Source organism: Cupriavidus sp. 05L411, from assembly GCF_056398045.1.
In genome coordinates this window covers 282,466-304,275 of sequence record NZ_JBFTOQ010000008.1, presented here as the reverse complement: position 1 = coordinate 304,275, position 21,810 = coordinate 282,466, and the positions used below count along the sequence as shown (strand labels likewise).

Here is a 21,810-nt window from a genome sequence, read left to right as displayed (position 1 = left end):
GATTCATTGATTTATCACGCAGCAGGAGCAAACCATGGAGTGGTTGCACAACATCTTCCAGAAGTCCCCTGAAGCGGCTTTGTTCCTGTCGCTAGCCGTAGGCTACGCCATCGGCAAGATCACCTTCGGCCGCTTCCAGCTGGGCGGCGTGGCGGGATCGCTGCTGGCTGCGGTGGTCATCAGCCAGGTCGGGGTGGAGATCGACAACGGCGTCAAGGCGGTGATGTTCGCGGTGTTCATCTACGCCGTGGGCTACGAGAGCGGACCACAGTTCTTCAACTCGCTCAACCGCAGCTCGCTGCGGGAAATCGCCATGGCCGTCTTCATGGCGGTGGTGGGGCTGGCCACCGTGGTGATCCTGGCCAAGCTGTTCCATCTCGACAAGGGGCTGGCCGCTGGCCTGGCTGCCGGCGGCATGACGCAGTCGGCCATCATCGGTACCGCCGGAGACGCCATTACCAAGCTCGGCTTGCCGCCCGACCAGGTCAAGCTGCTGCAATCGAACGTGGCGATCGGCTATGCCGTGACCTATGTATTTGGCTCGCTGGGCGCCATCATCGTGTGCGTGAACATCCTGCCGCGCTTCATGAAGTCGGACCTGAAGACCGATGCCAAGAAAATCGAGGCGGCCATGCACGGCGGCACCCCGCAGTTCGGCCCGGGCCAGCGCGGCGCGCTGCCCCGCCTGGTGGGCCGCGTGTTCCGCGTGACCGGCGCAGCCGGCAAGACCGTGGCGCAGATCGAGACCAAGGGCGCGGATCTCGTCACGGTCGAGAAGGTGATGCGCGACGGCAAGCCGGTCGAGGCCAAGCAGGACCTGGTGCTCAAGGCCAATGACGTGGTGCTGATGGTGGGCCGGCGCGACGCCATGGTACCCACCGCGCAGGTGATCGGAGAGGAAGTGGCCGATGCCGACGGCATGGGCGTGGTGATGCAGACGCGCCGCGCGGTGTTCACGCACAAGGACATGAACAACAAGTCCATCGCACAGATCATCGACATGGTGGAGCGCGACCAGCGGCACGGCGTGTATATCGAGCATATCGAGCGCTACGACCATCCGCTGCCGATCCTGCCCGAGCTAAAGCTGCAGCACGGCGACATCCTCACCTTCTACGGCACGCCGGACGACACCGCGCGCGCGGCCAAGACCGCCGGCTACGAGCTGGTGCCGAGCGAGAAGACGGACTTCGTCTACTTCGGCGCCGGCGTGCTGGCGGGCCTGTTGATCGGGCTGCTGGTATGGCGCGTGGGGTCGATCCCGCTGACGCTGGGCTCGGGCGGCGGCGCGTTGCTCTCCGGCCTGGTGTTCGGTTGGGCGCGGTCCAAGCACCCGATGTACGGCGCCATGCCGACGGCGGCCTGCCAGTTGCTCAAGGACTTCGGGCTGGCAGCCTTTGTCGCCATCGTCGGCATCAACTCCGGGCTGCAGGCGGTGACCACGCTCAAGCAAAGCGGGCTGACCATCTTCCTGCTGGGCGCGGTGGTGACGCTGCTGCCGTTGTTTCTCACCATGCTGTTCGGCCGCTACGTGCTCAAGTACGACAACGCCGCGCTGCTGGCCGGCGCGCTGTCGGGCTCGCGCAGCGCCAACCCGGCTTTCGGCGGCATCCTGGACAAGGCGGAAAGCCCGGTGCCGACAGTGCCCTTCGCCATCACCTACGCACTGGCCAACGTACTGCTGACCCTGCTGGGGCCGCTGGTGGTCGGCCTGGTGTAGCGCGGCGCGCCTGCCAGCCAGCAGCCCCCCGCACAAGCGCTCTTTGCCTCCCTGGGCCCGGCCGCGCCGGCCAGGTCCACCCCCAACAAGCCTTACCCCTGGAGCCTGTCATGACCAAACCTGACCTTTCCAAGCTAGCGAGCCTTTCGCCCTTCGAACTCAAGGACGAGCTGATCAAGCTCGCCAGCAGCGATGCCGACCGCATGATGCTCAATGCCGGGCGCGGCAATCCCAACTTCCTGGCGACCGTGCCGCGCCACGCCTTCTGGCAGCTCGGCCTGTTTGCCATGCGCGAATCCGAGCGCTCGTTCTCGTACATGCCCGAGGGCGTGGGCGGCTTCCCGCGCCGTGCCGGCATCGAGGAACGCTTCGACCTGTTTGCGCGCGAGAACGCCGAGACCGAAGGCGTGCGCTTCCTGGCGGGCGCGGTGTCCTATGTGCGCGACCAGCTCGGCCTGGACGCGGGCGATTTCCTGTACGAGATGTGCGAAGGCATCCTGGCCTGCAACTACCCGGTGCCGGACCGCATGCTCAAGCTGTCCGAGAAGATCGTCGCGCAGTACATCCGCAAGGAGATGATCGGCAACCACCCGTTCACGGGCAAGTTCGACCTGTTCGCGGTGGAGGGCGGCACCGCCGCGATGACGTACCTGTTCAACACCATCCGCGAGAACCACCTGCTCAAGGCCGGCGACACCATCGCGCTGGGCATGCCGATCTTCACGCCGTATATCGAGATCCCGGAGCTCAACGACTATGAACTGGTGGAGCTGTCGATCGACGCGGACCCGAACCAGCACTGGCAATACGCCAACAAGGAGCTCGACAAGCTGCGCGACCCCAAGGTCAAGGCGTTCTTCCTGGTGAACCCGAGCAACCCGCCGTCGGTGCGCATGAGCGACGAGAGCCTGGAGTACCTTGCCTCGATCGTGGAAGAGCGGCCGGACCTGATCATCCTGACCGACGATGTGTATGGCACCTTTGCCGACAACTTCGTCTCGCTGTTCGCGATGTGCCCCAGGAACACCATCCTGGTGTATTCGTTCTCCAAGTACTTTGGCGCAACAGGCTGGCGCCTCGGCGTCATTGCCACGCACCAGGACAACGTCTTCGACGCGCTGATCGCCAAGCTGCCCGAGCCCCAGCATGACGGCTTGCACAAGCGCTACAACTCCATCACCACCGAGCCGGACAAGCTCAAGTTCATCGACCGCCTGGTCGCCGACAGCCGCACCGTGGCGCTGAACCACACGGCCGGCCTGTCCACGCCGCAGCAGGTGCAGATGGTGCTGTTCTCGCTGTTCTCGCTGATGGACACGCATGACGAGTACAAGGCCGCGATGAAGCGCCTGATCCGCAGCCGCAAGGCCGCGTTGTACCGCGAGATCGGCATTGCGCCGGACAACGATGACCCCAATGCCGTGGACTACTACACGCTGCTCGACATCGAGCAGCTCGGCGGCAAGGCCATCGGCCCGGACTTCGTCAAATGGGTGCTCAACTCCGCCGAGCCGGTGGAGCTGCTGTTCCGCCTCGCCGAGGAAGCGGGCGTGGTGCTGCTGCCGGGCCGCGGCTTTGGCACGCGCCATCCCTCCGGCCGCGTGTCGCTGGCCAACCTCAATGAATCGGACTACGTGAAAATCGGCCGCTCCATCCGCAAGCTGTTCGAGGAGTACGTGGAGCAGTACAACAAGGCCACGGGCAGCAAGGCGCGCAAGGATGTGACGAAGAAGTAAGCCATAGGTCGTGTCGGGCGAATGCCGGCATGGTCCGGCATCCGCCTGACACGCGCTCCAACGCACGGCTCTGGTATGGTGGGCGGTCCGCCATACCAGAGCCGAGCCGCCGAGCCGCATGTCCCCTTCCCTTCTAGATACCTTCCTGCCTGCGCCCTGGGTCGCCTCGCTGCAAGGCGCCATGCCGGTCGGCTTTTCCTGGTGGTGGCCCTCGCTGTTCACACTGGCGGAATGGGCGATCCGCCTTGCCATGCTGGTCTACGTGCCGCAGCGCCGCGCTCCGGCGGCCGCGCGCACCTGGCTGCTGCTGATCTTCTTCCTGCCATGGCTGGGGCTGGTGCTCTATGCGCTGTTCGGCCGCATCTACTATCCCAAGTCGCGCCGGCTCAAGCTGGCCCGCATCAACCAGGGCATCGCAAACGTGCGTGACCGGGTGGCGCGCTTCGCGCCATTGCAGCCGCTGCCCGCCGCCGTTGCCGCCGATGCGGCCGGCCTGATCGAGCGGCTCGGCTCCTACTCGCCGATGCGCGGCAATGCCGTGGCGCTGCTCGACGACTATGACGCGACGGTGGCCGCGATGATCGCCGATATCGACAGCGCCAGGCACCAGGTCCATCTGCTGGTCTATATCTACGCCGCGGACGCAACCGGCCGCGCCTTTACCGACGCCCTGCTGCGAGCCAGCGCGCGGGGCGTGCGCTGCCGCCTGCTGGTGGATGCGCTGGGCGCGCGCGCTGGCTGGCGCATGTTTGCCCATACGCTGCGCGACGGCGGCGTGGAGGTGGTGCAGGCCCTGCCCATGCGCTCGCTGATGGCGGTGCTCAAAGGCAAGAGCGCGCGCTTCGACCTGCGCAATCACCGCAAGATCCTGGTGGTGGACGGCAGCATTGGCTACATCGGCTCGCAAAACGTGATCGATGCCGAGTCGATGCCCGGACTGCCCAATGAAGAACTGGTGGCGCGCGTGACCGGGCCAGTGGTGGCGGAGCTGCAAGCGGTCTTCCTGGCCGATCGCTACCTGGAAACCGGCGACGGCAACTTCGGCCTCGACAGCTTCCCGCCCATGGAGGCGCAAGGCCCGCACATCGCGCAGATGCTGCCCAGCGGCCCTGGCTACGGCACGCAGAACGCGCAGATGGCGCTGATCAGCATGATCCACCGCGCGCGCAGCGAAGTGGTCATCACCACACCCTACTTCGTGCCGGATGAAGCGTTCCTGCAAGCGCTGCACCTGGCCTGCTACCGTGGCGTGGCGGTGCACCTGGTGCTATCGCAACGGATCGACCAGCGCTTCACGCAGGCCGCGCAAGAGGCTTACTTCGGCGTGCTGCTGGACTCGGGGGTGCAGATCCACTTGTACCGCCCCGCCTTCCTGCATGCCAAGCACGTCACCATTGACGATGAAGTTGCCATGGTGGGATCGACCAATATGGACATCCGGTCGTTCGCGCTCAATGCAGAAGCCGCGCTGGTGATCTATGACCGTGATGTGGTGGCGCGCATGCGGCGGATCCAGCAGCGGTATCTGGCCAATAGTGAGACGGTGGTGCGGGCGGTTTGGCAGCGGCGGCCGCTGCATACGCGGACCTGGCAGAATCTTTGCCGGTTGGCGGATTCGTTGCTGTAGGAGAGAGGGGGCTGGACGTGGCTATACGGTTCGTCTTTGGCCCCGCTGACGCGGGCGTGGCTCTGTGGGCGGGGTTTTCATGCTTCTAGCTGCTGTCGCGGCTGTGCGGGGTTGGCCGTTTTGGAACGTGTGAGATGTCACTTTTCTTTACTCGTAAAGAAAAGTGACCAAAAGAAAGCGATCCTTGCAGGAGGCTGGCGTGGCGTCATTGGGGACCCCAATGGTTTCGTCGTACGGCCCCGGGTGCTGATGGACTCGTGCCGTTACCAGTTTAGACCACCACGACCTTGCTAGTGCCCAGGGTATCGTGGTGGCCCCCACCGGTAGCCACCACCACGAATTTCAAGCCGTCTGTCGCTCGCGAGGTGACCGGCCACGAAGTTGCAGGCGTCCCGTTTTCGTCGTGGGCGCGGTGGCACCGAATGGATAGGTCGAAGAACTCTTCCACCGCGCCCACCCCACCACGAAACCATCACGGCGTGATATATCGCGGTGCTCGGAGCCGGTACCGGTAGATGTGCGAATGAGCAGGGATGTCGCTACCGAGCAGCCTCACCACGAAACCGGTGTCATTGACAGGATCGTGGCCATTCAAACCGGTAACGGCACGAGGCCATTAGCACCCAGGGCCGTACGACGAAACCATTGGGGTCCCCAATGACGCCACGCCAGCCTCCTGCAAGGATCGCTTTCTCTTGGTCACTTCTCTTTACGAGTAAAGAGAAGTGACATCTCACACGTTCTAAATCGGCCAACACCGCACAGCCGCGACAGCAGCTAGAAGCAGTAAAACCCCGCCCACAAAGGCACAAAGCCACCCAAGCGTCAGCGGGGCCAGCAACCTTAACGCGCCTCCACGTACCCCAACACCGTCTCCAGCATCGTCTTCAGCGTAGGCTGAATGCGCGTTGCCCGCGCTTCGTCATAGGCGAAAGGATAGCTCTCGCTCATATAGGCCGACTGCGTCAACTCCAGCTGCACGGCTTGCACGCCTTGTGCCGGCGCCCCGTACAGCCGCGTAATATAGCCGCCCTTGAAGCGCCCGTTAAGCACCGACGTATAGCCCGGCAACGCGCCAGCGATATCCAGCAGCTGGTTGGCCAGCGCGGCGTCGCAGCTGGCTCCATTGGCGGTGCCCAGGTTGAAGTCGGTCAGCTTGCCCTCGAAAAAGCGCGGCAGCACCGAGCGGATCGAATGCGCGTCCCACAGCGCCACGGTACCGTGCTCGGCGCGCAAGCGGGCCAGTTCTTCGGCGAGCGCGCCGTGGTACGGGCGCCAGATGGCGTCGCGGCGCGCGGCGATTTCATCGTCGGCGGGCAGGCTGCTGGCGTCGGCGTAGATCGGCGTCTTGTCGAAGGTATCGACCGGGCACAGGCCGGTGGTGTCCTGGCCGGGGTAGAGATTGGCGTTGTCGGGCGGGCGGTTCAGGTCCACCACGTAGCGCGAGTGGGTAGCCACCAGGATGGAGGCGCCGAGCTCGCGCGCGAAATCGTACAGGCGCTCCAGGTGCCAGTCGGTATCGGGCACGGTGCGTGCCTCGGCGGTCAGCCGGTCGGACACGGAAGCCGGCAGGTGGGTGCCGACGTGCGGCATCGACACCAGCATCGGGCGCGTGCCGCGATGCAGGGTGAAAGCGGGGGTATCGGTCGAGAAGGCCATGTTTTCTTGTTTGCTACTTTGCAACGTAAAGGCGCAGTGCTCATCAATACGGGCCTGAAGCTTGTAGCGTCAAGCGTCAGGCCGCGTGGTGCGCCGGATTTTAGTCAGTCAGCAGGCTGGCGCGCGCAGCGGCAAAGCCCTTGCCAGCGTCAGCCTGCAAGGCGTGCATACCATGCTGCACGCGCGTGCGGCCCGCCGTGCGGACTTCCGCTAGTGTCTCATGCCCATGGTTGGTGAACACATGGACCGCCAGCGCCTGGCTGCCCGACAAACCCGAGAGCGCGGGATGCGCCCCGTCCAGCACGACGAAATCCGCCTGCTGCCCGACGGCAATCGCGCCGATATCCCGGCCCGACGCACGCGCGCCGCCAAAGGCGGCATCAAGGTAAAGGCGGTCCGCCACCTGCTTGTGCGCGTCCGAAGCCAGCACGTTGCGCTTTTGCAGCGCCAGCCGCTGGCCGTACTCGAACAGCCGCAGCTCTTCCACGACGCTGACGCTGGCGTGGCTGTCCGAGCCGATGCCCCAGACACCGCCCTGCCCCAGGTAGGGCGCGGCATCGAATACCCCGTCGCCCAGGTTGGCCTCGGTGGTCGGGCAGATGCCGGCCACCGCGCCGCTGTGCGCCAGCCGGCGCCGCTCGTCCCAGTCCAGGTGCGTGGCATGCACCAGGCACCAGCGCGCATCCACCTCGGCATGGTCGAGCAGCCACGCCACCGGGCGTGTGCCCGTGAGCGTGATGCACTCATCGACCTCGCGCTGCTGCTCGGCGATATGGATGTGCACCGGCGCTGTTGCATCCAGCGCGTGCAGGCCCGCCACGGCGTCGGCAAGGCTCTGCGGCGGCACCGCGCGCAGCGAGTGCGGGGCAAGTCCCAGGCGAGCCTGGCCATGGCATTGGGGGGCCAGCCGGCCAAGCAAGGCGAGCATGGCGTGCGTCTCATGCAGGAAGCGGCGCTGATCCGGCACCGCGGGCTTGTCGCCGAAGCCAGCCGTCTGGTACAGCACCGGCAGCAGCGTGATGCCGATGCCGGCGGTCTGCGCGGCGCGCAGCAGGCGCAGCGACATCTCGGCAGGGTCGGCGTAAGGCTTGCCGTCCGTGTCGTGATGCACGTAGTGGAACTCGCAAACGCTGGTGTAGCCCGCGCGCAGCATCTCGATATAGAGCTGCGTGGCGATGGCTTCCAGCGTATCGGGCGAAAGCCGCAGCGCGAAGCGGTACATCAGCTTGCGCCAGCTCCAGAAGGAATCGCTCTCCTGGCCGTCGGCCAGCGTCTCGCTGCGGAACTCGGTCAACCCGGCAAAGCCGCGCTGGAACGCATGCGAATGCAGATTGGGCATGCCCGGCAACAGCGGCCCGGCGGCGCGCGGCACGTCCACGGCGGGTTCCGCACCGGCCTGCACCGTCGTAAATGCGCCAGCGTCGTCCCAGGCCAGCAGTACATCGCTGGCCCAGCCCGTGGGCAGCAAGGCCTGCGTGGCAAACAGGCTTCCGGCGTTCATGGCCGTACTCCTTGCGCTGGCGTGGCAGCGGGATAGACCTTGCCCTGGCGCACCACGGCGGCGGCGGGATTGCGCCCGAACCAGTAGGCCAGCTCGGCCGGCGAATCGATATTCCACAGCACGAAATCGGCGGCGCGCCCGGCGGCCAGCAAGCCGTGCCGGTCGGATGCGCCCAGCGCGCGCGCGGCGTGCGTGGTGACGCCTGCCAGCACTTCGGGCACGGTCAGCCTGAACAGGGTGCACGCCATATTCATCATCAGCAGCAACGAAGTGACGGGTGACGTACCGGGATTGTGATCGGTGGAGATCGCCATCGGCACGCCATGCCGGCGCAGCAGGTCGATCGGCGGCAGGTTGGTGTCACGCAGAAAATAATAGGCGCCCGGCAGCAGGACCGCCACCGTGCCCGACCCGGCCATGGCAACGACGCCGGCCTCATCGAGATGTTCCAGGTGATCGGCCGACAGCGCGCGGTAACGCGCCGCCAGCGCGGTGCCACCCAGGTTGCTGAGTTGCTCGGCGTGCAGCTTGACGCGCAAGCCGTGGCGCTCGGCAGCCTGGAACACGCGCTCGGTCTGCGCCAGGCTGAAGCCCACGGATTCGCAGAAGGCGTCCACCGCATCGATGAGGCCCTCTTCGGCCAGCGCGGGCATCATGGTTTCGCACACCAGCGTGATGTAGTCGTCGGCGCGGCCCGCGTATTCCGGCGGCAACGCGTGCGCGCCGAGGAAAGTGGTATGCACCGTCACGCCGAAGGCCTCGCCCAGGCGGCGCGCCACGCGCAGCTGCTTGCGCTCGCTGGCGAGGTCCAGGCCGTAGCCGGACTTGATCTCCAGCGTGGTCACGCCTTCGGCCAGCAGCGGCGCGAGACGCGCGGCGGCCAGCGCGAACAGCGTGTCTTCATCGGCGGCGCGGGTGGCGCGCACGGTGGAGACGATGCCGCCGCCGGCGCGCGCGATTTCCTCATAGCCTGCGCCGGCCACGCGCATGGCGAATTCGTCGGCGCGCTGCCCGCCGTACACCAGGTGGGTGTGGCAGTCGACCAGGCCCGGCGTGATCCAGGCGTTGCCCGCGTCATGGCGCGGCAGCGCTGCGTATGCCTGCGGCATCTCTGCCTGCGCGCCGAGCCACACGATGCGGCCTTGCTGCACGACCAGCGCGGCGTCACGGATAGCCTTGGCGGGATCCCCGTCGGGCAGCAGGTGGCAGCGATGCCAGACGCCGTCGGCGGACAAAGAGGTAACGGCGGCCTGCGCCGGGTTCAGGTTCATTGCGGGTTCTCCAACTCCAGTTCCAGGGTGACGCACAGGCAAAGCGCGGGCTCCGACATCGCCTGCAGGCGATATGGCACCGCTACGCCTTCGGCAAACAACATGCCGTCGTCACTGGCCAGCACGGCTTGCCCGCCCTGGCCGGCAACGCCGTGGCGCCATGCCCCCTCAACCACAAACAACAACACCACATGCGCGCCGGGCGCGATCGTGAATTCGTCGCGCGCCGCGACCACGCTCGCGCGGCACTGGCCGCGCCGCGTCATCACATTGAAGTCGCGCGTGGCGCCATCCAGCAGCGTGGCTTGCACGCCGCGCTCGCCGGCAAAGGCAAAGGGCTCGCCAACGGTATCGAGGCGATGATCGAAGCTGCCATCGTCAGCCAGCAGGCGTACGCCCTCGCCGTCCAGCAGCACGATCTGGCGATCGATGCCGGGAAAGGCGGAGAACGGCCCATCGGCGGCGATGTCGGCCACGCTCACGCGCCACAGGAATGCGTCCATGCCGGCGCCCGGCGGCCACACCGCGATTTCGCGGGTGACGCCGCCGCCGTTCTTCCAGGGCTGCGCGGCCAGCGCGCCGAGCGAGAAACGTTCGACGCCGTTCATGCGCCTGCCGCCTTCGGCACCATCGGCAGGTTCAGGCCCTTCTCATGGGCGCAGTCGATCGCGCTTTCGTAGCCGGCATCAGCGTGGCGCATCACGCCGGTGGCCGGGTCGTTCCACAACACGCGTTCGATGCGCCTGGCCGCGGCGTCGGTGCCGTCGCAGACGATCACCACGCCCGAATGCTGCGAGAAGCCCATGCCCACACCGCCGCCGTGATGCAGGCTGACCCACGTGGCACCGCCCGCGGTGTTGAGCAGCGCGTTGAGCAGCGGCCAGTCGGACACCGCATCGGAGCCGTCGCGCATGGCTTCGGTCTCGCGGTTGGGGCTGGCAACCGAGCCGCAATCCAGGTGGTCGCGGCCGATCACGATCGGCGCCTTCAGCTCGCCGTTCTTCACCATCTCGTTGAAGGCCAGGCCCGCGCGGTGGCGCTCGTCCAGCCCCACCCAGCAGATGCGCGCGGGCAGGCCCTGGAAGGCGATGCGCTCGCGCGCCATATCCAGCCAGCGGTGCAGGTGCGCGTCTTCGGGGAACAGCTCCTTCATCTTGGCATCGGTCTTGTAGATGTCCTCGGGGTCGCCCGATAGCGCAACCCAGCGGAACGGGCCCTTGCCGCGGCAAAACAGCGGGCGGATATACGCCGGCACGAACCCCGGGAAATCAAAGGCATTGGCCACGCCTTCGTCAAAGGCGACCTGACGGATGTTGTTGCCGTAGTCCAGCGTGGGCACGCCCATTTGCTGGAAGGCCAGCATGGCCTGCACGTGCTTGACGATGGAAGTCTTGGCGGCGGCCTCGACCGATTTGGGATCAGCCGTGCGCGCGGCTTCCCACTGCGCCACGGTCCAGCCCGCCGGCAGGTAGCCGTTGACCAGGTCGTGCGCCGAGGTCTGGTCGGTGACGATGTCCGGGCGCATGCCGCCGGCCTGCGCGCGTTTGACCAGCTCCGGCATGATCTCGGCAGCGTTGCCGAGCAGGCCGACGGAGATGGCCTGCTTGTTGCGCGTAGCTTCTTCGATCATGGCCAGCGCTTCGTCGATGCTGGTGGCCTTCTTGTCGACATAGCGCGTGCGCAGGCGGAAGTCGATACGCGACTCCTGGCACTCGATCGCCAGCACGCATGCGCCGGCCAGCACGCCGGCCAGCGTCTGTGCGCCGCCCATGCCGCCGAGACCTGCCGTGAGGATCCACTTGCCGGTGAGATGGTTGTTGTAGTGCTGGCGGCCGGCTTCGACAAAGGTTTCGAAGGTGCCCTGCACGATGCCCTGCGTGCCGATATAGATCCACGAGCCGGCAGTCATCTGGCCATACATCATCAGGCCGGCGCGGTCCAGCTCGTTGAACTTGTCCCAGGTGGCCCAGTGCGGCACCAGGTTGGAGTTGGCAATCAGCACGCGCGGCGCGTCGGCATGGGTGCGGAACACACCCACCGGCTTGCCGGATTGCACCAGCAGCGATTCTTCCTCGCCCAGGTTGCGCAGGCTGTCGAGGATGGCGTCGAAGCACTCCCAGTTGCGCGCCGCCTTGCCAATGCCGCCGTACACCACCAGGTCCTGCGGGCGCTCGGCCACATCGGGATCCAGGTTGTTCTGGAGCATGCGGTAAGCGGCTTCGATCAGCCAGTTCTTGCAGTGCAGCTCGGTGCCGCGCGGCGCGCGGATCTCGCGCTGGCCACGCAGGGGTGCCGCTTTGGTCAATTGGTGTTCGTTGGCGTTCATGTGGGGTTCTCCTGCCTGTTCAGTTCAGCGGTTCAGCCTGCGTTTGGGAGTAGCGCGCGCATCAAGCCACGCCCACCTGCGACGGCAGCACCTGCCGCACCGCCTCGGGCCAGCCCGCACCCGCGTCACCCTGCTGCACCCACTGCTTCATCGCCTCGATATCCGGTGCGAAGTAGCGGTCGCCTTCCACAAAGGCCACGCGCTCGCGGATGCGTGCGATCTCGGTCTCGATCAGCGGCGAGGATTCCAGCGGGCGGTGGAACTCGATGCCCTGCGCGGCGGCCATGGCTTCGATGCCGACCACCACGGCGGTGTTCTCCGCCATATCGCCCAGGCGGCGCGCGCCGTAGGTGGCCATCGACACATGGTCCTCCTGGTTGGCCGACGTCGGCAAGCTGTCCACGCTGGCAGGATGCGCCAGCGACTTGTTCTCGGAAGCCAGCGCGGCGGCAGTGACCTGCGCGATCATGAAGCCCGAATGCAGGCCGCCGTCGCGCACCAGGAACGGCGGCAGGCCGGACAGGCCGGAATCGAGCAGCAGCGCGAGGCGGCGCTCGGAGATCGCGCCGATCTCGGCGATGGCCAGCGCGATGATGTCGGCGGCAAACGCCACCGGCTCGGCGTGGAAGTTGCCGCCCGAGATCACGTCGCCCTGCTCCGGGAACACCAGCGGATTGTCGGACGCGGCGTTGGCTTCGATCTGCAGCACGCGCGCGGCGTGCTGCAGGTTGTCCAGGCAGGCGCCCATCACCTGCGGCTGGCAGCGGATGGAGTACGGGTCCTGCACGCGGCCGCAGCTCACGTGCGAGTCCACGATCTTGCTGCCATCGAGCAGCGCGCGCACGGCGCCGGCCACGGCAATCTGGCCGGCCTGGCCGCGCGCGGCGTGGATGCGCGCGTCGAACGGCTTGACCGAGCCCTTGATGGCTTCGAGCGACAGCGCGCCCGCCACCAGCCCGGCAGCGAAGATGTCTTCGGCGGCAAACAGGCCCGCCAGCGCCAGCGCGGTGGAAACCTGCGTGCCGTTGAGCAGCGCCAATCCTTCCTTGGGACCCAGCGTGAAGGGCGCCAGGCCCGCGTGGGCCAGCCCTTCGGCGGCCGGGCGGCGCACGCCGTCGATCATCACCTCGCCCACGCCGATCAGCGTGCACGACATATGCGCCAGCGGCGCGAGATCGCCCGACGCGCCCACCGAGCCCTTGGCCGGGATGCACGGCGTGACGCCCGAGTTGGCCAGCGCCAGCAGCGCCTCGATGATTTCGGGACGGATGCCGGAATGGCCGCGCGCCAGGCTCACGGCCTTGATCGCCAGGATCAGCCGCACGGTGTCGCTGTTCAGGTCCGCGCCGGTGCCCACGCTGTGCGACAACACCAGGTTGCGCTGCAGCTCCGCCAGCTTGTCATGCGGAATGCGCGTTTGCGCCAGCTTGCCGAATCCGGTGTTGATGCCGTAGACCACCGCGTCGGCGTCGATGATGTCCTGGACGGTGGCCTGGGACGCGCGCACGCCAGCCCATGCGGATGCATCCATCGCCAGGCTCACTTCGCCGCGATGGATGCGGCGCAGGTCGGCCAGCGTGACGGAGCCGGGCTGCAAGGTCAGCAGCGGGCGGGAAGTTTGGTTGGCTTGGGTGGCGCTCATTTGTATGTCCCTGTCTATACAGCCGGGTTCGTGCGTTGGCTGGTGGATCTGAAAAAACTAACGGCCCTTGGCGGGTTCAGCCGAAGGCCGGGTTGCCATCGGCGCGGAATCGGCTGCCTAGGCGGTAACGGTTGCCTGGGTGCAGGCAACGTACAAAGGTCACGGGGGTGCCGCCCGTCCAGGTGCGGCGGGTCAGCAGCAAGCACGGCTGGGTAGCCGGCATTTCCAGTTGGGTGGCCTGTTCCGCCGTGGCGGAGATGGCATCGACCACATGCTCGATCTGGTCGTAGGGCACGTGGCGCAGCAGGTATTCGCCCGGCTTCACCGCATCGGCGGCGGCGAAATCCTGGTTGATGAAATCCGGCGCGACGCGCGGGTTCACATAGCGGTCTTCGAGCTGCACCGGCACGCCGTCCTCGCGGTGCACGCACACGGAGTGGAACACCGATTCACCGGTGCGCAGGTCCAGCGCGGCGGCTACCTCGATGGAGGCAGCCACGCGTTCCACCACCATCACGTCGCAAGCGTAGTCGTGCCCGCGCATGCGGATCTCGTCCTGCAGGTTGACCACGTTGAGCAGCGTCGATTGCGGCTTGTGCTCGGCCACGAAGGTGCCCACGCCGGCCACGCGCACCACCCGGCCCTGCTCGGCCAGCTCGCGCAGCGCGCGGTTCACCGTCATGCGCGACACGCCAAAGCGGGTCACCAGTTCCTGCTCGGACGGCACGCGATCGCCAGGCTGCCACGCGCGGCTCTGGATATGGCGCGCGATGTACTCCTTCACCTGCTGGTAGAGCGCGGCGGGAGTGGCATCGGGAACACCCCGGCGGTTGGCGGTGGCAGCTTTCATGGCTTGGTTGGCAACTCAGTGCTCGGCGCTGGCCATGGCCTCGGCGCGGATTTCCTCGGTCAGTACCGCCTTGAGTTCCGAGAACGCCAGCGACGTCTTGATCGTGTAATGGCGCGGATGCGGGAAGTCCACATCGATGGTGCGCTTGATGCGGCCAGGCCGCGCCGAGAACACCGCCACGCGGTTGGCCATGAAGATGGCCTCGTCGATATCGTGCGTGACGAACAGCACCGTCTTGCGCGAGGCTTCCCAGATGCCCAGCAGCAGTTCCTGCATCAGCACGCGGGTCTGGTTGTCCAGCGCGCCGAAGGGCTCGTCCAGCAGCAGGATCTTGGGGTCGTTGGCCAGCGCCCGGGCAATCGCCGTGCGCTGCTGCATGCCGCCCGAGAGCTGCTTGGGGAAGTGATGCTCGAAGCCGCGCAGGCCCACGCGCTGGATAAAGAAGTCGCTGCGCTCGCGCTGGTCGGCCTCGCTCATGCCGCGCTCGCGCAGGCCAAAGCGCACGTTCTGCTCGATGGTCAGCCACGGGAACAGCGTGTACGACTGGAACACCATGCCGCGCTCCGCGCCCGGGCCGGTGACTTCCTGCCCGTCGAGCAGCACGCGCCCGGTGGTGGGCGTATCCAGCCCGGCGACGATGCGCAGCAGCGTGGACTTGCCGCAGCCCGAGGGGCCGAGGATGGTGACGAAGTCGTTGTCCGCCACTTCGAAATCGGTCGGCTGCAACGCCAGGGTCTGGCCGCCGCGCGGATTGACGAAGGTACGCGAGACCTGCTGGATGGACAGCGCGCTCATTTGATCGAACTCCACGGAAACAGGCGCTGGTTGGCCAGCTTGAAAGCCAGGTCGGAGACCAGGCCGATGCAACCGATCACGATGATGCCGAAGATGATCTGCCCGGTGTTGAGCAGCGCCTGACTGTCGGTGATCATATGGCCGATGCCGGAGGACGAGCCGATCAGCTCGGCCACGATGACATAGGTCCAGGCCCAGCCCAGCACCAGGCGCAGGATCTCGGCGATCTCAGGCGCGGCGCCCGGGATCAGCACGCGCCGCACGATGCCGCTGCTGTTGGCGCCCAGCGTGTAGGCCGCCTCCACCAGGTCGCGCCGCGCGCCGCCCACCGTCACCGCCACCATCAGCACGATCTGGAAGAACGAGCCGATGAAGATCACCAGCACTTTCTGCGCCTCGCCGATGCCGGCCCACAGGATCAGCAGCGGAATGAAGGCCGACGCCGGCAGGTAGCGGCAAAACGAGACGAAGGGCTCGAAGAATGCCTCCGCCGCCTTGTACGCGCCCATGAAGATGCCCAGCGGCACGGCCAGCACAGCAGCCAGCACGAAGCCGCCCAGCACGCGCCATACCGTCATGCCGATGTCGCCGATGAAGTTGTACTCGGTGAACAGCAGCACACCTTCGTGGGCCATGGTCATCGGGTCGGCCAGGAAGGTGCGCGGCACCATGCCGCCCAGGGTCACCGCCGCCCACACGGCAAAAAACACCACGAAGAACGACAAGCCCAGGACCCAGCGCGCGCGCTGGGTGACCGGCGCCAGCGGCGCCAGCCAGGGATGCCGGCGCGTGGCCGCCGGAGTCACCGCGGCGGGAGCGGGCGTTGAAGCCGCACCCGCTGCGGACGAACCAATGTGAACCTGCGTCATGGCACCGACCTCGTTACTTGATGAAGCGCGCGTCGTACAGGGCCGTGACGTCCGGCACCTGGCGAATCACGCCGATCTCCAGCAGCACCTGCGCCGCTTCCTTGCTGAAGCTGGCCAGCTCGCCGCCGAAGAATTTGCGGTTGGCGTCACGATCCTGCCAGCGCAGGTAGGCGGACGACTTGGCGAACTGCTCGCCGCTTTGCTTGACCGCCGCGCCCATGATGTCGTTAGCCTTGGCCGGGTCCTGCTTGATCATGTCGAGCGCTTCGAAGTAGCTGTCCACCAGCGCTTGCGCGGCCTTGGGATTGTCCTTGAGCCACTTGGGCGCGCAGCCCAGCGTGTCCATCACCATCGGGTAGTCCAGCGTGGTGGCGAGGATCTTGCCTTTGTCCGGGTTCTGGCGCACCGACGACAGGTACGGCTCATACGTCATGGCAGCATCGTTCTGGCCCGAGACGAAGGCCTGCGCGGCAGCTTGCGGCGACAGCGTGGTGGTCTTCACATCCTTCAGGCTCATGCCGTTCTTCTTTAGCATCCAGGCCAGGCCGAAGTAAGGCGCAGTGCCCGGCGCGTCCACGCCGACGGTCTTGCCCTTGAGGTCGGCGAAGCCTTTCACGTCGCCGCGCACGGCCAGCCCGTCGGCGCCGTAGGACTTATCGAGCTGCACGATCTGGGTGATGGGCACGCCGTTGGCGTTCCAGGCCACATGGGTCTCGACCGTGGTGGCAGCACACTGGATGGCGCCCGCGGCAAGTGCCAGGTGACGGTCCTTCTGCGGAATCATCTTGATGTCGACGTCGACACCATGCTTCTTGAAGATGCCCGCCTTGTCAGCCAGCGTCAGCGGCGCGAAGCCAGTCCAGCCGCTCATGCCGAGCGTGACCTGCGTGGCTTGCGCTTGCGCGGTGCCTGCGGCACCCAGTGTGGCGACCACTGCTGCTACGGCGACGGCTAGCGACTTACCGCTACGGATACGAAATCCCATCTTCCTGGCTCCTTTGGTGTGATGCGAACGGGGCCGCGCCAGCGTTGGCGGCGGCCGGATCGCCCGGCTCGGGCGGCGCCGTACTTGCAGCGCCGGTCATTTGCCAGGCAATTTAGCAACCCTGTATATACAAGTCAATGCAGTAGTTAACCCGAGGCAAAGCACAGAACCGGCGTGGCCGGCACTTAGGTGCCGCCGGGCCTGGAACAGCACGAAACAAGCACAAGATGAGCACAAAACGGCCACAAGGTGGCTACATGCGGGATCAGGCCGGGTACCCGCCGATGCCCGTTGACGGGGCATCCGGCCCTTGCCGCTTTCGCCTCCGCGCACCAGATCCGCGCACGGTTACGCTGAATGCATCACTTGCTGTCTATACAGGATCGAGCGGCAACACCAACGCAAACGGCGTGCCACCGGGCGCCGCAGGGTCGCGAAAGGGAAGCGCTCCCGGGCAATGCCGAGAGCACCTGAATTCAGGCGTCGAAAAAAGAAGCCACGGTGGGATAGCGCAGCCGCAGGCGCAGCTCGCGTTTGAGACGGGCGTTTTCCAGCCGGCGCGATTCGCTCATGAAGCTGAGCAAGGTTGGCTCCACGGCTTCGCGCAATTGCGCGCGAGCCAGGCGCGGCGGCCGGGGCAGGCCGCGGCGGTCGGCTACCAGGTCAAAGTAGTCGGCCATGCGCATTTCCGAATCGTCGCTGGCATGCACCACCCGCTGCGCGCGGCCGCGGAACAGCGACGCCACCATGGTGCGGGCGAGGTCCAGGGCATGAATGTGGTTGGTATAGACATCGTCCTGCGGCGCCAGCGCCGGGGTGCCCTTGGCCAGGCGAGCCAGCGGCAGCCGGTCTTCGGCATAAATGCCGGGGATGCGCACGATGGAAGCACGCCAGCCGGCATGGCGGCCGAAGTCCCGCACGGACTGCTCGGCCGCCACGCGGCGCCGGGCGCGCGCGGTTTGCGGGCGCACCGCTTGCGATTCCGCCAGCCTGGCGCCACCCCGGTCGCCATACACGCCCGAGGTGCTGGCGTAGACAAACGCTGGCGGCGCAGCGCTTTGGCCAGACCTGCCGTAGCGTCGGTCGGGTAGAATAGCGGGTTTGGCAGACCATCCGCCAGGCCGTGCGGCGGACCGCCGCCAGGCATCGCGCCGCAAGGCGCGCAGCAGCGCCAGCGTGCGGGGATCGCCCTCGCCGCGGGACGGCGGCGGCGCCAGGTGCAGCACCCTGTCGGCCAGCCCGGCCAGGCGTGCCAGCGTGGCGGGCCGGTCCAGGTCGGCTACCATCGGCACGGCGCCGTTGTCCCGCAGCTCAGTGCGGCGGGACGGCTGCGAAGTGATGGCAAAGACGCGCCAGCGCGTCGATAGAATACGCAGGCAACGTGTGCCCACATCCCCACAGCCAACGATGAGTAGGCGCGGGCGACCCAGGCGGCGTCGCGACAGATTTTTGCTCATAGAGTGATTATGGCTTATCAAGTTACCGTCATGCCCAGCGGCCGCACGTTCGAAGCGGCCGCGGATGAAACCATCCTTACCGCGGCTCTGCGCCACAGCATTGGCCTGCCCTACGGCTGCAAGAACGGCGCATGCGGATCCTGCAAGGGCCGTGTCACCGCTGGCGGCATCGAGCAGGGCGACCATGCCGCTTCCGCGCTGTCCGCGCAGGAAAAGACCGAGGGCCGCGCGCTGTTCTGCTGCGCCAAGCCCACCTCGGACATCACCATCGAATGCCGCGAGGTGCAAGGCGCCGGCGACATCCCCATCAAGAAGGTGCCGTGCCGCGTCGCCACGCTGGAGCGCGTGGCCGACGACGTCATCGTGACCCGCCTGCAACTGCCCGCCACCGAGCGCATGCAGTTCCTGGCCGGCCAGTATGTCGAGTTCCTGCTGCGCGACGGCAAGCGCCGCAGCTACTCCATCGCCACGCCGCCGCACCAGGAAGGCCCGATCGAGCTGCACATCCGCCATATGCCCGGCGGCACCTTCACCGACTACGTGTTCGGCGCCAGGGAAGGCCAGCCGGCCATGAAGGAGCGCGACATCCTGCGCTTCGAAGGCCCGCTCGGCAGCTTCTTCCTGCGTGAAGACTCCGACAAGCCCATCATCCTGCTGGCCTCGGGCACCGGCTTTGCGCCGATCAAGGCCATCGTCGAGCACGCGGTCTACACCGGCATCACCCGCCCGATGACGCTGTACTGGGGCGGCCGCCGCCCGCGCGATCTCTATATGCACGCGCTGTGCGAGCAATGGGCGCGCGAGCTGCCCAACTTCCGCTACGTGCCGGTGATCTCCAACGCCCAGGACAGCGACGACTGGGACGGCCGCACCGGCTTTGTCCACGAGGCCGTGATGGAAGACCATCCCGACCTGTCCGGCTTCGAGGTCTACGCCTGCGGCGCGCCGGTGATGATCAATGCGGCGCGCAAGGACTTTTCCCTGCGCTGCGACCTGCACGAGGATGCCTTCTTCGCCGACTCGTTCACGTCGGAAGCGGACATGCATCCGGCAGGTTCGGTACCGCCGGCACCGGCGGCCTGAGCGCCCCGCTGCCCGTTTCCAAGCGACAACAATGCCCGGCTCCGCCAAAATTCGTTTTGACAGCCGGGCGCATGGGCCTTATATTGGCCGCCATGAACTACGCTATCAACAACCGACGCAGCTACCGTACGTCGCTCCCTACCGGGGTGCCTCGCGGCTGACCGTCCATAGCTTCTGTTCAGGTCAACAAGCCACGGGCAATCCCCGTGGCTTTTTGTTTTTCTGCTCTCCTCTCCCCTGTTTCACGCCGACCCCTGGAGTCCGCCATGGCATTTGCTGAGTACCCCGTCCAATCCCTGATGTACATCACCAACCGGCCCGAGCTCGTCTTTACCGAAGGCAAGGGCTCGTGGCTCACGGACCATAACGGCAAGCGATACCTGGACTTCGTGCAGGGCTGGGCGGTCAACTGCCTGGGACACTCCAACCAGGCCATGATCGACGCGCTGGTCGACCAGTCGAAGAAGCTGTTCAACCCCAGCCCGGCGTTCTACAACGAACCCATGCTCAAGCTGGCCAAGCAGCTCACCGATGCCAGCTGCTTCGACAAGGTGTTCTTCGCCAACAGCGGCGCGGAAGCCAACGAAGGCGCGATCAAGCTGGCGCGCAAATGGGGCCGCAAGCACAAGAACGGCGCGTTCGAGATCATCACCATGGACCACAGCTTCCACGGCCGCACGCTCGCCACCATGAGCGCGTCGGGCAAGGCCGGCTGGGACACCATCTTCGCGCCGCAGGTGCCGGGCTTCCCCAAGGCCGACCTGAACGACCTGGCCTCGGTCGAAAAGCTGATCAACGACAAGACCGTGGCCATCATGCTGGAGCCGGTGCAGGGCGAAGGCGGCGTGATCCCCGCCTCGCGCGAATTCATGCAAGGCCTGCGCAAGCTGGCCGACCAGCACAAGCTGCTGTTCATCGTCGACGAAGTGCAGACCGGCTGCGGCCGTTGCGGCACCATGTTCGCCTATGAACTGTCGGGCGTGGAGCCGGACATCATGACGCTGGGCAAGGGCATTGGCGGCGGCGTGCCGCTGGCAGCCCTGCTGTGCAAGGCCGAAGTCGCCAGCTTCGAAGCCGGCGACCAGGGTGGCACCTACAACGGCAACCCGGTGATGACGGCCGTTGGCAGCGCCGTGATCTCGCAGCTGACCGCGCCCGGCTTCCTGCAAAGCGTGCAAGAAAAAGGCGCCTACCTGCGCGAGCAGCTGCTGGCGCTGACATCCGAGTTCGGCCTGGGCGGCGAACGCGGCGAAGGCCTGCTGCGCGCACTGGTGCTGAACAAGGACATCGGCCCGCAACTGGTGGAAGAAGCGCGCGACATGCAGCCGCAAGGCCTGCTGCTGAATTCGCCGCGCCCCAACCTGCTGCGCTTCATGCCCGCGCTGAACGTGACCATCGAGGAAATCGACCAGATGATCGGCATGCTGCGCACACTGCTGAAAAAGCTGGCCTGAGCCTCGTCTTGAAGCCGGCGTGCCGCCGGCCAGGCACAAAGAAAAAGCCCCGCAAATCACTTGCGGGGCTGTTTCTTTGCAGCAAACTACAGCGTCACACAGGCAACATCACTCGCCCAGATACGCCGCACGGACCTTCGGATCGTCCAGCATCTGCTTGGCGTCGCCGCTCATGGTGACCAGGCCCGACTCCATCACATAGCCGCGGTGGGCGGCCTGCAGCGCCAGCCGCGCGTTCTGCTCCACCAGCAGCACGGTCACGCCCAGCGCGGAAACGTCGCGCACCACCTCGAAGATCTTCGCGACCATGATCGGCGACAGGCCCATCGAGGGCTCGTCCAGCAGCAGCAGCTTGGGCTGGCTCATCAGCGCGCGCGCCATGGCCAGCATCTGCTGTTCGCCGCCGGACATGGTGCCGGCCAGCTGGTTGGCGCGCTCCTTCAGGCGCGGGAAGATGCCGAACATGCGGTCGATGTCGGCCTTGATGCCGGCCTCGTCGGTGCGCGTGTAGGCGCCCATCTGCAGGTTCTCGGTAATGGTCATGCGCGCAAACACCCCGCGCCCTTCCGGCACCATCGCCAGCCCTTGCTTGAGCAGCGTGTAGCTTGGCACCCCCTTGATGGACTTGCCCATGTACTCCACATCGCCGCCGGCCCATCCCTGCAGGCCGGTGATGGCCTTCATGGTGGTGGTCTTGCCGGCGCCGTTGGCGCCGATCAGCGTGACCAGTTCGCCTTCTTTGATCTCGAGGTCGATGCCCTTGACCGCCTGGATGCCGCCGTACGCGACCTTCAGGCCGGATATCTTCAGTAGTGTTTCTTTCATTGTGTCTTTC

17 protein-coding genes are annotated in these 21,810 nt (G+C 66.4%); 5 read left to right on the top strand and 12 right to left on the bottom strand.

Annotated elements, in window-relative coordinates; all coding sequences use genetic code 11:
• Window positions 1-34: 34 nt before the first annotated feature.
• From aspT to cls, 3 genes are all read left to right on the top strand, one after another.
• Window positions 35-1,720 (top strand): aspartate-alanine antiporter, encoded by a 1,686-nt coding sequence (gene aspT, locus AC1DQR_RS12665; RefSeq protein WP_416049590.1) that lies wholly within the window; start codon window positions 35-37, stop codon window positions 1,718-1,720.
• A gap of 110 nt (window positions 1,721-1,830) precedes the next feature.
• Entirely contained in the window at window positions 1,831-3,456 is a 1,626-nt protein-coding gene (locus AC1DQR_RS12660) for a bifunctional aspartate transaminase/aspartate 4-decarboxylase (protein ID WP_477133093.1), read from the top strand.
• Between the two features lie 118 nt (window positions 3,457-3,574).
• Window positions 3,575-5,083, top strand: a complete 1,509-nt coding sequence (gene cls, locus AC1DQR_RS12655; protein ID WP_477133092.1) for a cardiolipin synthase — start codon at window positions 3,575-3,577, stop codon at window positions 5,081-5,083.
• A gap of 843 nt (window positions 5,084-5,926) precedes the next feature.
• Here the strand turns inward: cls and hutG are convergent.
• The 11 genes from hutG to AC1DQR_RS12600 form a co-directional block, all read right to left on the bottom strand.
• Window positions 5,927-6,742, bottom strand: a complete 816-nt coding sequence (gene hutG / locus AC1DQR_RS12650) for an N-formylglutamate deformylase (RefSeq protein ID WP_477133091.1) — start codon at window positions 6,740-6,742, stop codon at window positions 5,927-5,929.
• 100 nt (window positions 6,743-6,842) lie between these two features.
• Window positions 6,843-8,243, bottom strand: a complete 1,401-nt coding sequence (locus AC1DQR_RS12645; RefSeq protein WP_416049594.1) for a formimidoylglutamate deiminase — start codon at window positions 8,241-8,243, stop codon at window positions 6,843-6,845.
• Entirely contained in the window at window positions 8,240-9,514 is a 1,275-nt protein-coding gene (hutI, locus tag AC1DQR_RS12640) for an imidazolonepropionase (RefSeq protein ID WP_416049595.1), read from the bottom strand. The genes AC1DQR_RS12645 and hutI overlap by 4 nt, the downstream gene beginning before the upstream one ends.
• A complete protein-coding gene (locus tag AC1DQR_RS12635) occupies window positions 9,511-10,122 on the bottom strand; it encodes a HutD/Ves family protein (protein WP_416049596.1) in 612 nt (203 codons plus the stop codon). The genes hutI and AC1DQR_RS12635 overlap by 4 nt, the downstream gene beginning before the upstream one ends.
• Entirely contained in the window at window positions 10,119-11,840 is a 1,722-nt protein-coding gene (gene hutU, locus AC1DQR_RS12630) for a urocanate hydratase (protein ID WP_416049597.1), read from the bottom strand. The genes AC1DQR_RS12635 and hutU overlap by 4 nt, the downstream gene beginning before the upstream one ends.
• A 61-nt stretch (window positions 11,841-11,901) precedes the next feature.
• Entirely contained in the window at window positions 11,902-13,482 is a 1,581-nt protein-coding gene (gene hutH / locus AC1DQR_RS12625; protein ID WP_416049598.1) for a histidine ammonia-lyase, read from the bottom strand.
• A 76-nt stretch (window positions 13,483-13,558) separates the two neighbouring features.
• Window positions 13,559-14,332 (bottom strand): histidine utilization repressor, encoded by a 774-nt coding sequence (hutC, locus tag AC1DQR_RS12620; RefSeq protein WP_416049599.1) that lies wholly within the window; start codon window positions 14,330-14,332, stop codon window positions 13,559-13,561.
• Between the two features lie 15 nt (window positions 14,333-14,347).
• A complete protein-coding gene (locus AC1DQR_RS12615) occupies window positions 14,348-15,127 on the bottom strand; it encodes an ABC transporter ATP-binding protein (RefSeq protein WP_477133090.1) in 780 nt (259 codons plus the stop codon).
• Window positions 15,124-15,996: an ABC transporter permease gene (locus tag AC1DQR_RS12610; protein WP_416049600.1), complete on the bottom strand. Its 873-nt coding sequence runs from the start codon at window positions 15,994-15,996 to the stop codon at window positions 15,124-15,126. The genes AC1DQR_RS12615 and AC1DQR_RS12610 overlap by 4 nt, the downstream gene beginning before the upstream one ends.
• A gap of 13 nt (window positions 15,997-16,009) precedes the next feature.
• A complete protein-coding gene (locus tag AC1DQR_RS12605; protein ID WP_416049601.1) occupies window positions 16,010-16,981 on the bottom strand; it encodes an ABC transporter substrate-binding protein in 972 nt (323 codons plus the stop codon).
• A 476-nt stretch (window positions 16,982-17,457) separates the two neighbouring features.
• The gene (locus tag AC1DQR_RS12600; RefSeq protein WP_477133089.1) at window positions 17,458-18,438 is read right to left on the bottom strand and encodes an NAD-dependent epimerase/dehydratase family protein; all 981 of its coding nucleotides are present in this window, start codon (window positions 18,436-18,438) and stop codon (window positions 17,458-17,460) included.
• 9 nt (window positions 18,439-18,447) lie between these two features.
• Here AC1DQR_RS12600 and AC1DQR_RS12595 point away from each other — a divergent pair, with 9 nt between their 5' ends.
• A complete protein-coding gene (locus AC1DQR_RS12595; RefSeq protein WP_150986027.1) occupies window positions 18,448-19,521 on the top strand; it encodes a CDP-6-deoxy-delta-3,4-glucoseen reductase in 1,074 nt (357 codons plus the stop codon).
• Window positions 19,522-19,787: 266 nt separating this feature from the next.
• Window positions 19,788-20,975 carry an acetylornithine transaminase gene (locus AC1DQR_RS12590; RefSeq protein WP_416049603.1) on the top strand — a complete coding sequence of 396 codons (1,188 nt, stop codon included), beginning with the start codon at window positions 19,788-19,790 and terminating at the stop codon, window positions 20,973-20,975.
• Between the two features lie 108 nt (window positions 20,976-21,083).
• Here AC1DQR_RS12590 and AC1DQR_RS12585 read toward each other — a convergent pair whose 3' ends face one another.
• On the bottom strand, window positions 21,084-21,800 hold the full coding sequence (locus tag AC1DQR_RS12585; RefSeq protein ID WP_043349255.1) for an ABC transporter ATP-binding protein: 717 nt from the start codon (window positions 21,798-21,800) through the stop codon (window positions 21,084-21,086).
• Window positions 21,801-21,810 lie beyond the last annotated feature (10 nt).

Coding starts and splice junctions, on each gene's coding strand:
- AC1DQR_RS12615 (WP_477133090.1), bottom strand. CDS start 15,127: ATGAGCGCGCTGTCCATCCAGCAGGTCTCGCGTACCTTCGTCAATCCG.
- hutC (WP_416049599.1), bottom strand. CDS start 14,332: ATGAAAGCTGCCACCGCCAACCGCCGGGGTGTTCCCGATGCCACTCCC.
- hutU (WP_416049597.1), bottom strand. CDS start 11,840: ATGAACGCCAACGAACACCAATTGACCAAAGCGGCACCCCTGCGTGGC.
- hutH (WP_416049598.1), bottom strand. CDS start 13,482: ATGAGCGCCACCCAAGCCAACCAAACTTCCCGCCCGCTGCTGACCTTG.
- AC1DQR_RS12595 (WP_150986027.1), top strand. CDS start 18,448: ATGGCTTATCAAGTTACCGTCATGCCCAGCGGCCGCACGTTCGAAGCG.
- cls (WP_477133092.1), top strand. CDS start 3,575: ATGTCCCCTTCCCTTCTAGATACCTTCCTGCCTGCGCCCTGGGTCGCC.
- aspT (WP_416049590.1), top strand. CDS start 35: ATGGAGTGGTTGCACAACATCTTCCAGAAGTCCCCTGAAGCGGCTTTG.
- AC1DQR_RS12585 (WP_043349255.1), bottom strand. CDS start 21,800: ATGAAAGAAACACTACTGAAGATATCCGGCCTGAAGGTCGCGTACGGC.
- AC1DQR_RS12635 (WP_416049596.1), bottom strand. CDS start 10,122: ATGAACGGCGTCGAACGTTTCTCGCTCGGCGCGCTGGCCGCGCAGCCC.
- AC1DQR_RS12660 (WP_477133093.1), top strand. CDS start 1,831: ATGACCAAACCTGACCTTTCCAAGCTAGCGAGCCTTTCGCCCTTCGAA.
- AC1DQR_RS12610 (WP_416049600.1), bottom strand. CDS start 15,996: ATGACGCAGGTTCACATTGGTTCGTCCGCAGCGGGTGCGGCTTCAACG.
- AC1DQR_RS12590 (WP_416049603.1), top strand. CDS start 19,788: ATGGCATTTGCTGAGTACCCCGTCCAATCCCTGATGTACATCACCAAC.
- AC1DQR_RS12600 (WP_477133089.1), bottom strand. CDS start 18,438: ATGAGCAAAAATCTGTCGCGACGCCGCCTGGGTCGCCCGCGCCTACTC.
- hutG (WP_477133091.1), bottom strand. CDS start 6,742: ATGGCCTTCTCGACCGATACCCCCGCTTTCACCCTGCATCGCGGCACG.
- AC1DQR_RS12645 (WP_416049594.1), bottom strand. CDS start 8,243: ATGAACGCCGGAAGCCTGTTTGCCACGCAGGCCTTGCTGCCCACGGGC.
- AC1DQR_RS12605 (WP_416049601.1), bottom strand. CDS start 16,981: ATGGGATTTCGTATCCGTAGCGGTAAGTCGCTAGCCGTCGCCGTAGCA.
- hutI (WP_416049595.1), bottom strand. CDS start 9,514: ATGAACCTGAACCCGGCGCAGGCCGCCGTTACCTCTTTGTCCGCCGAC.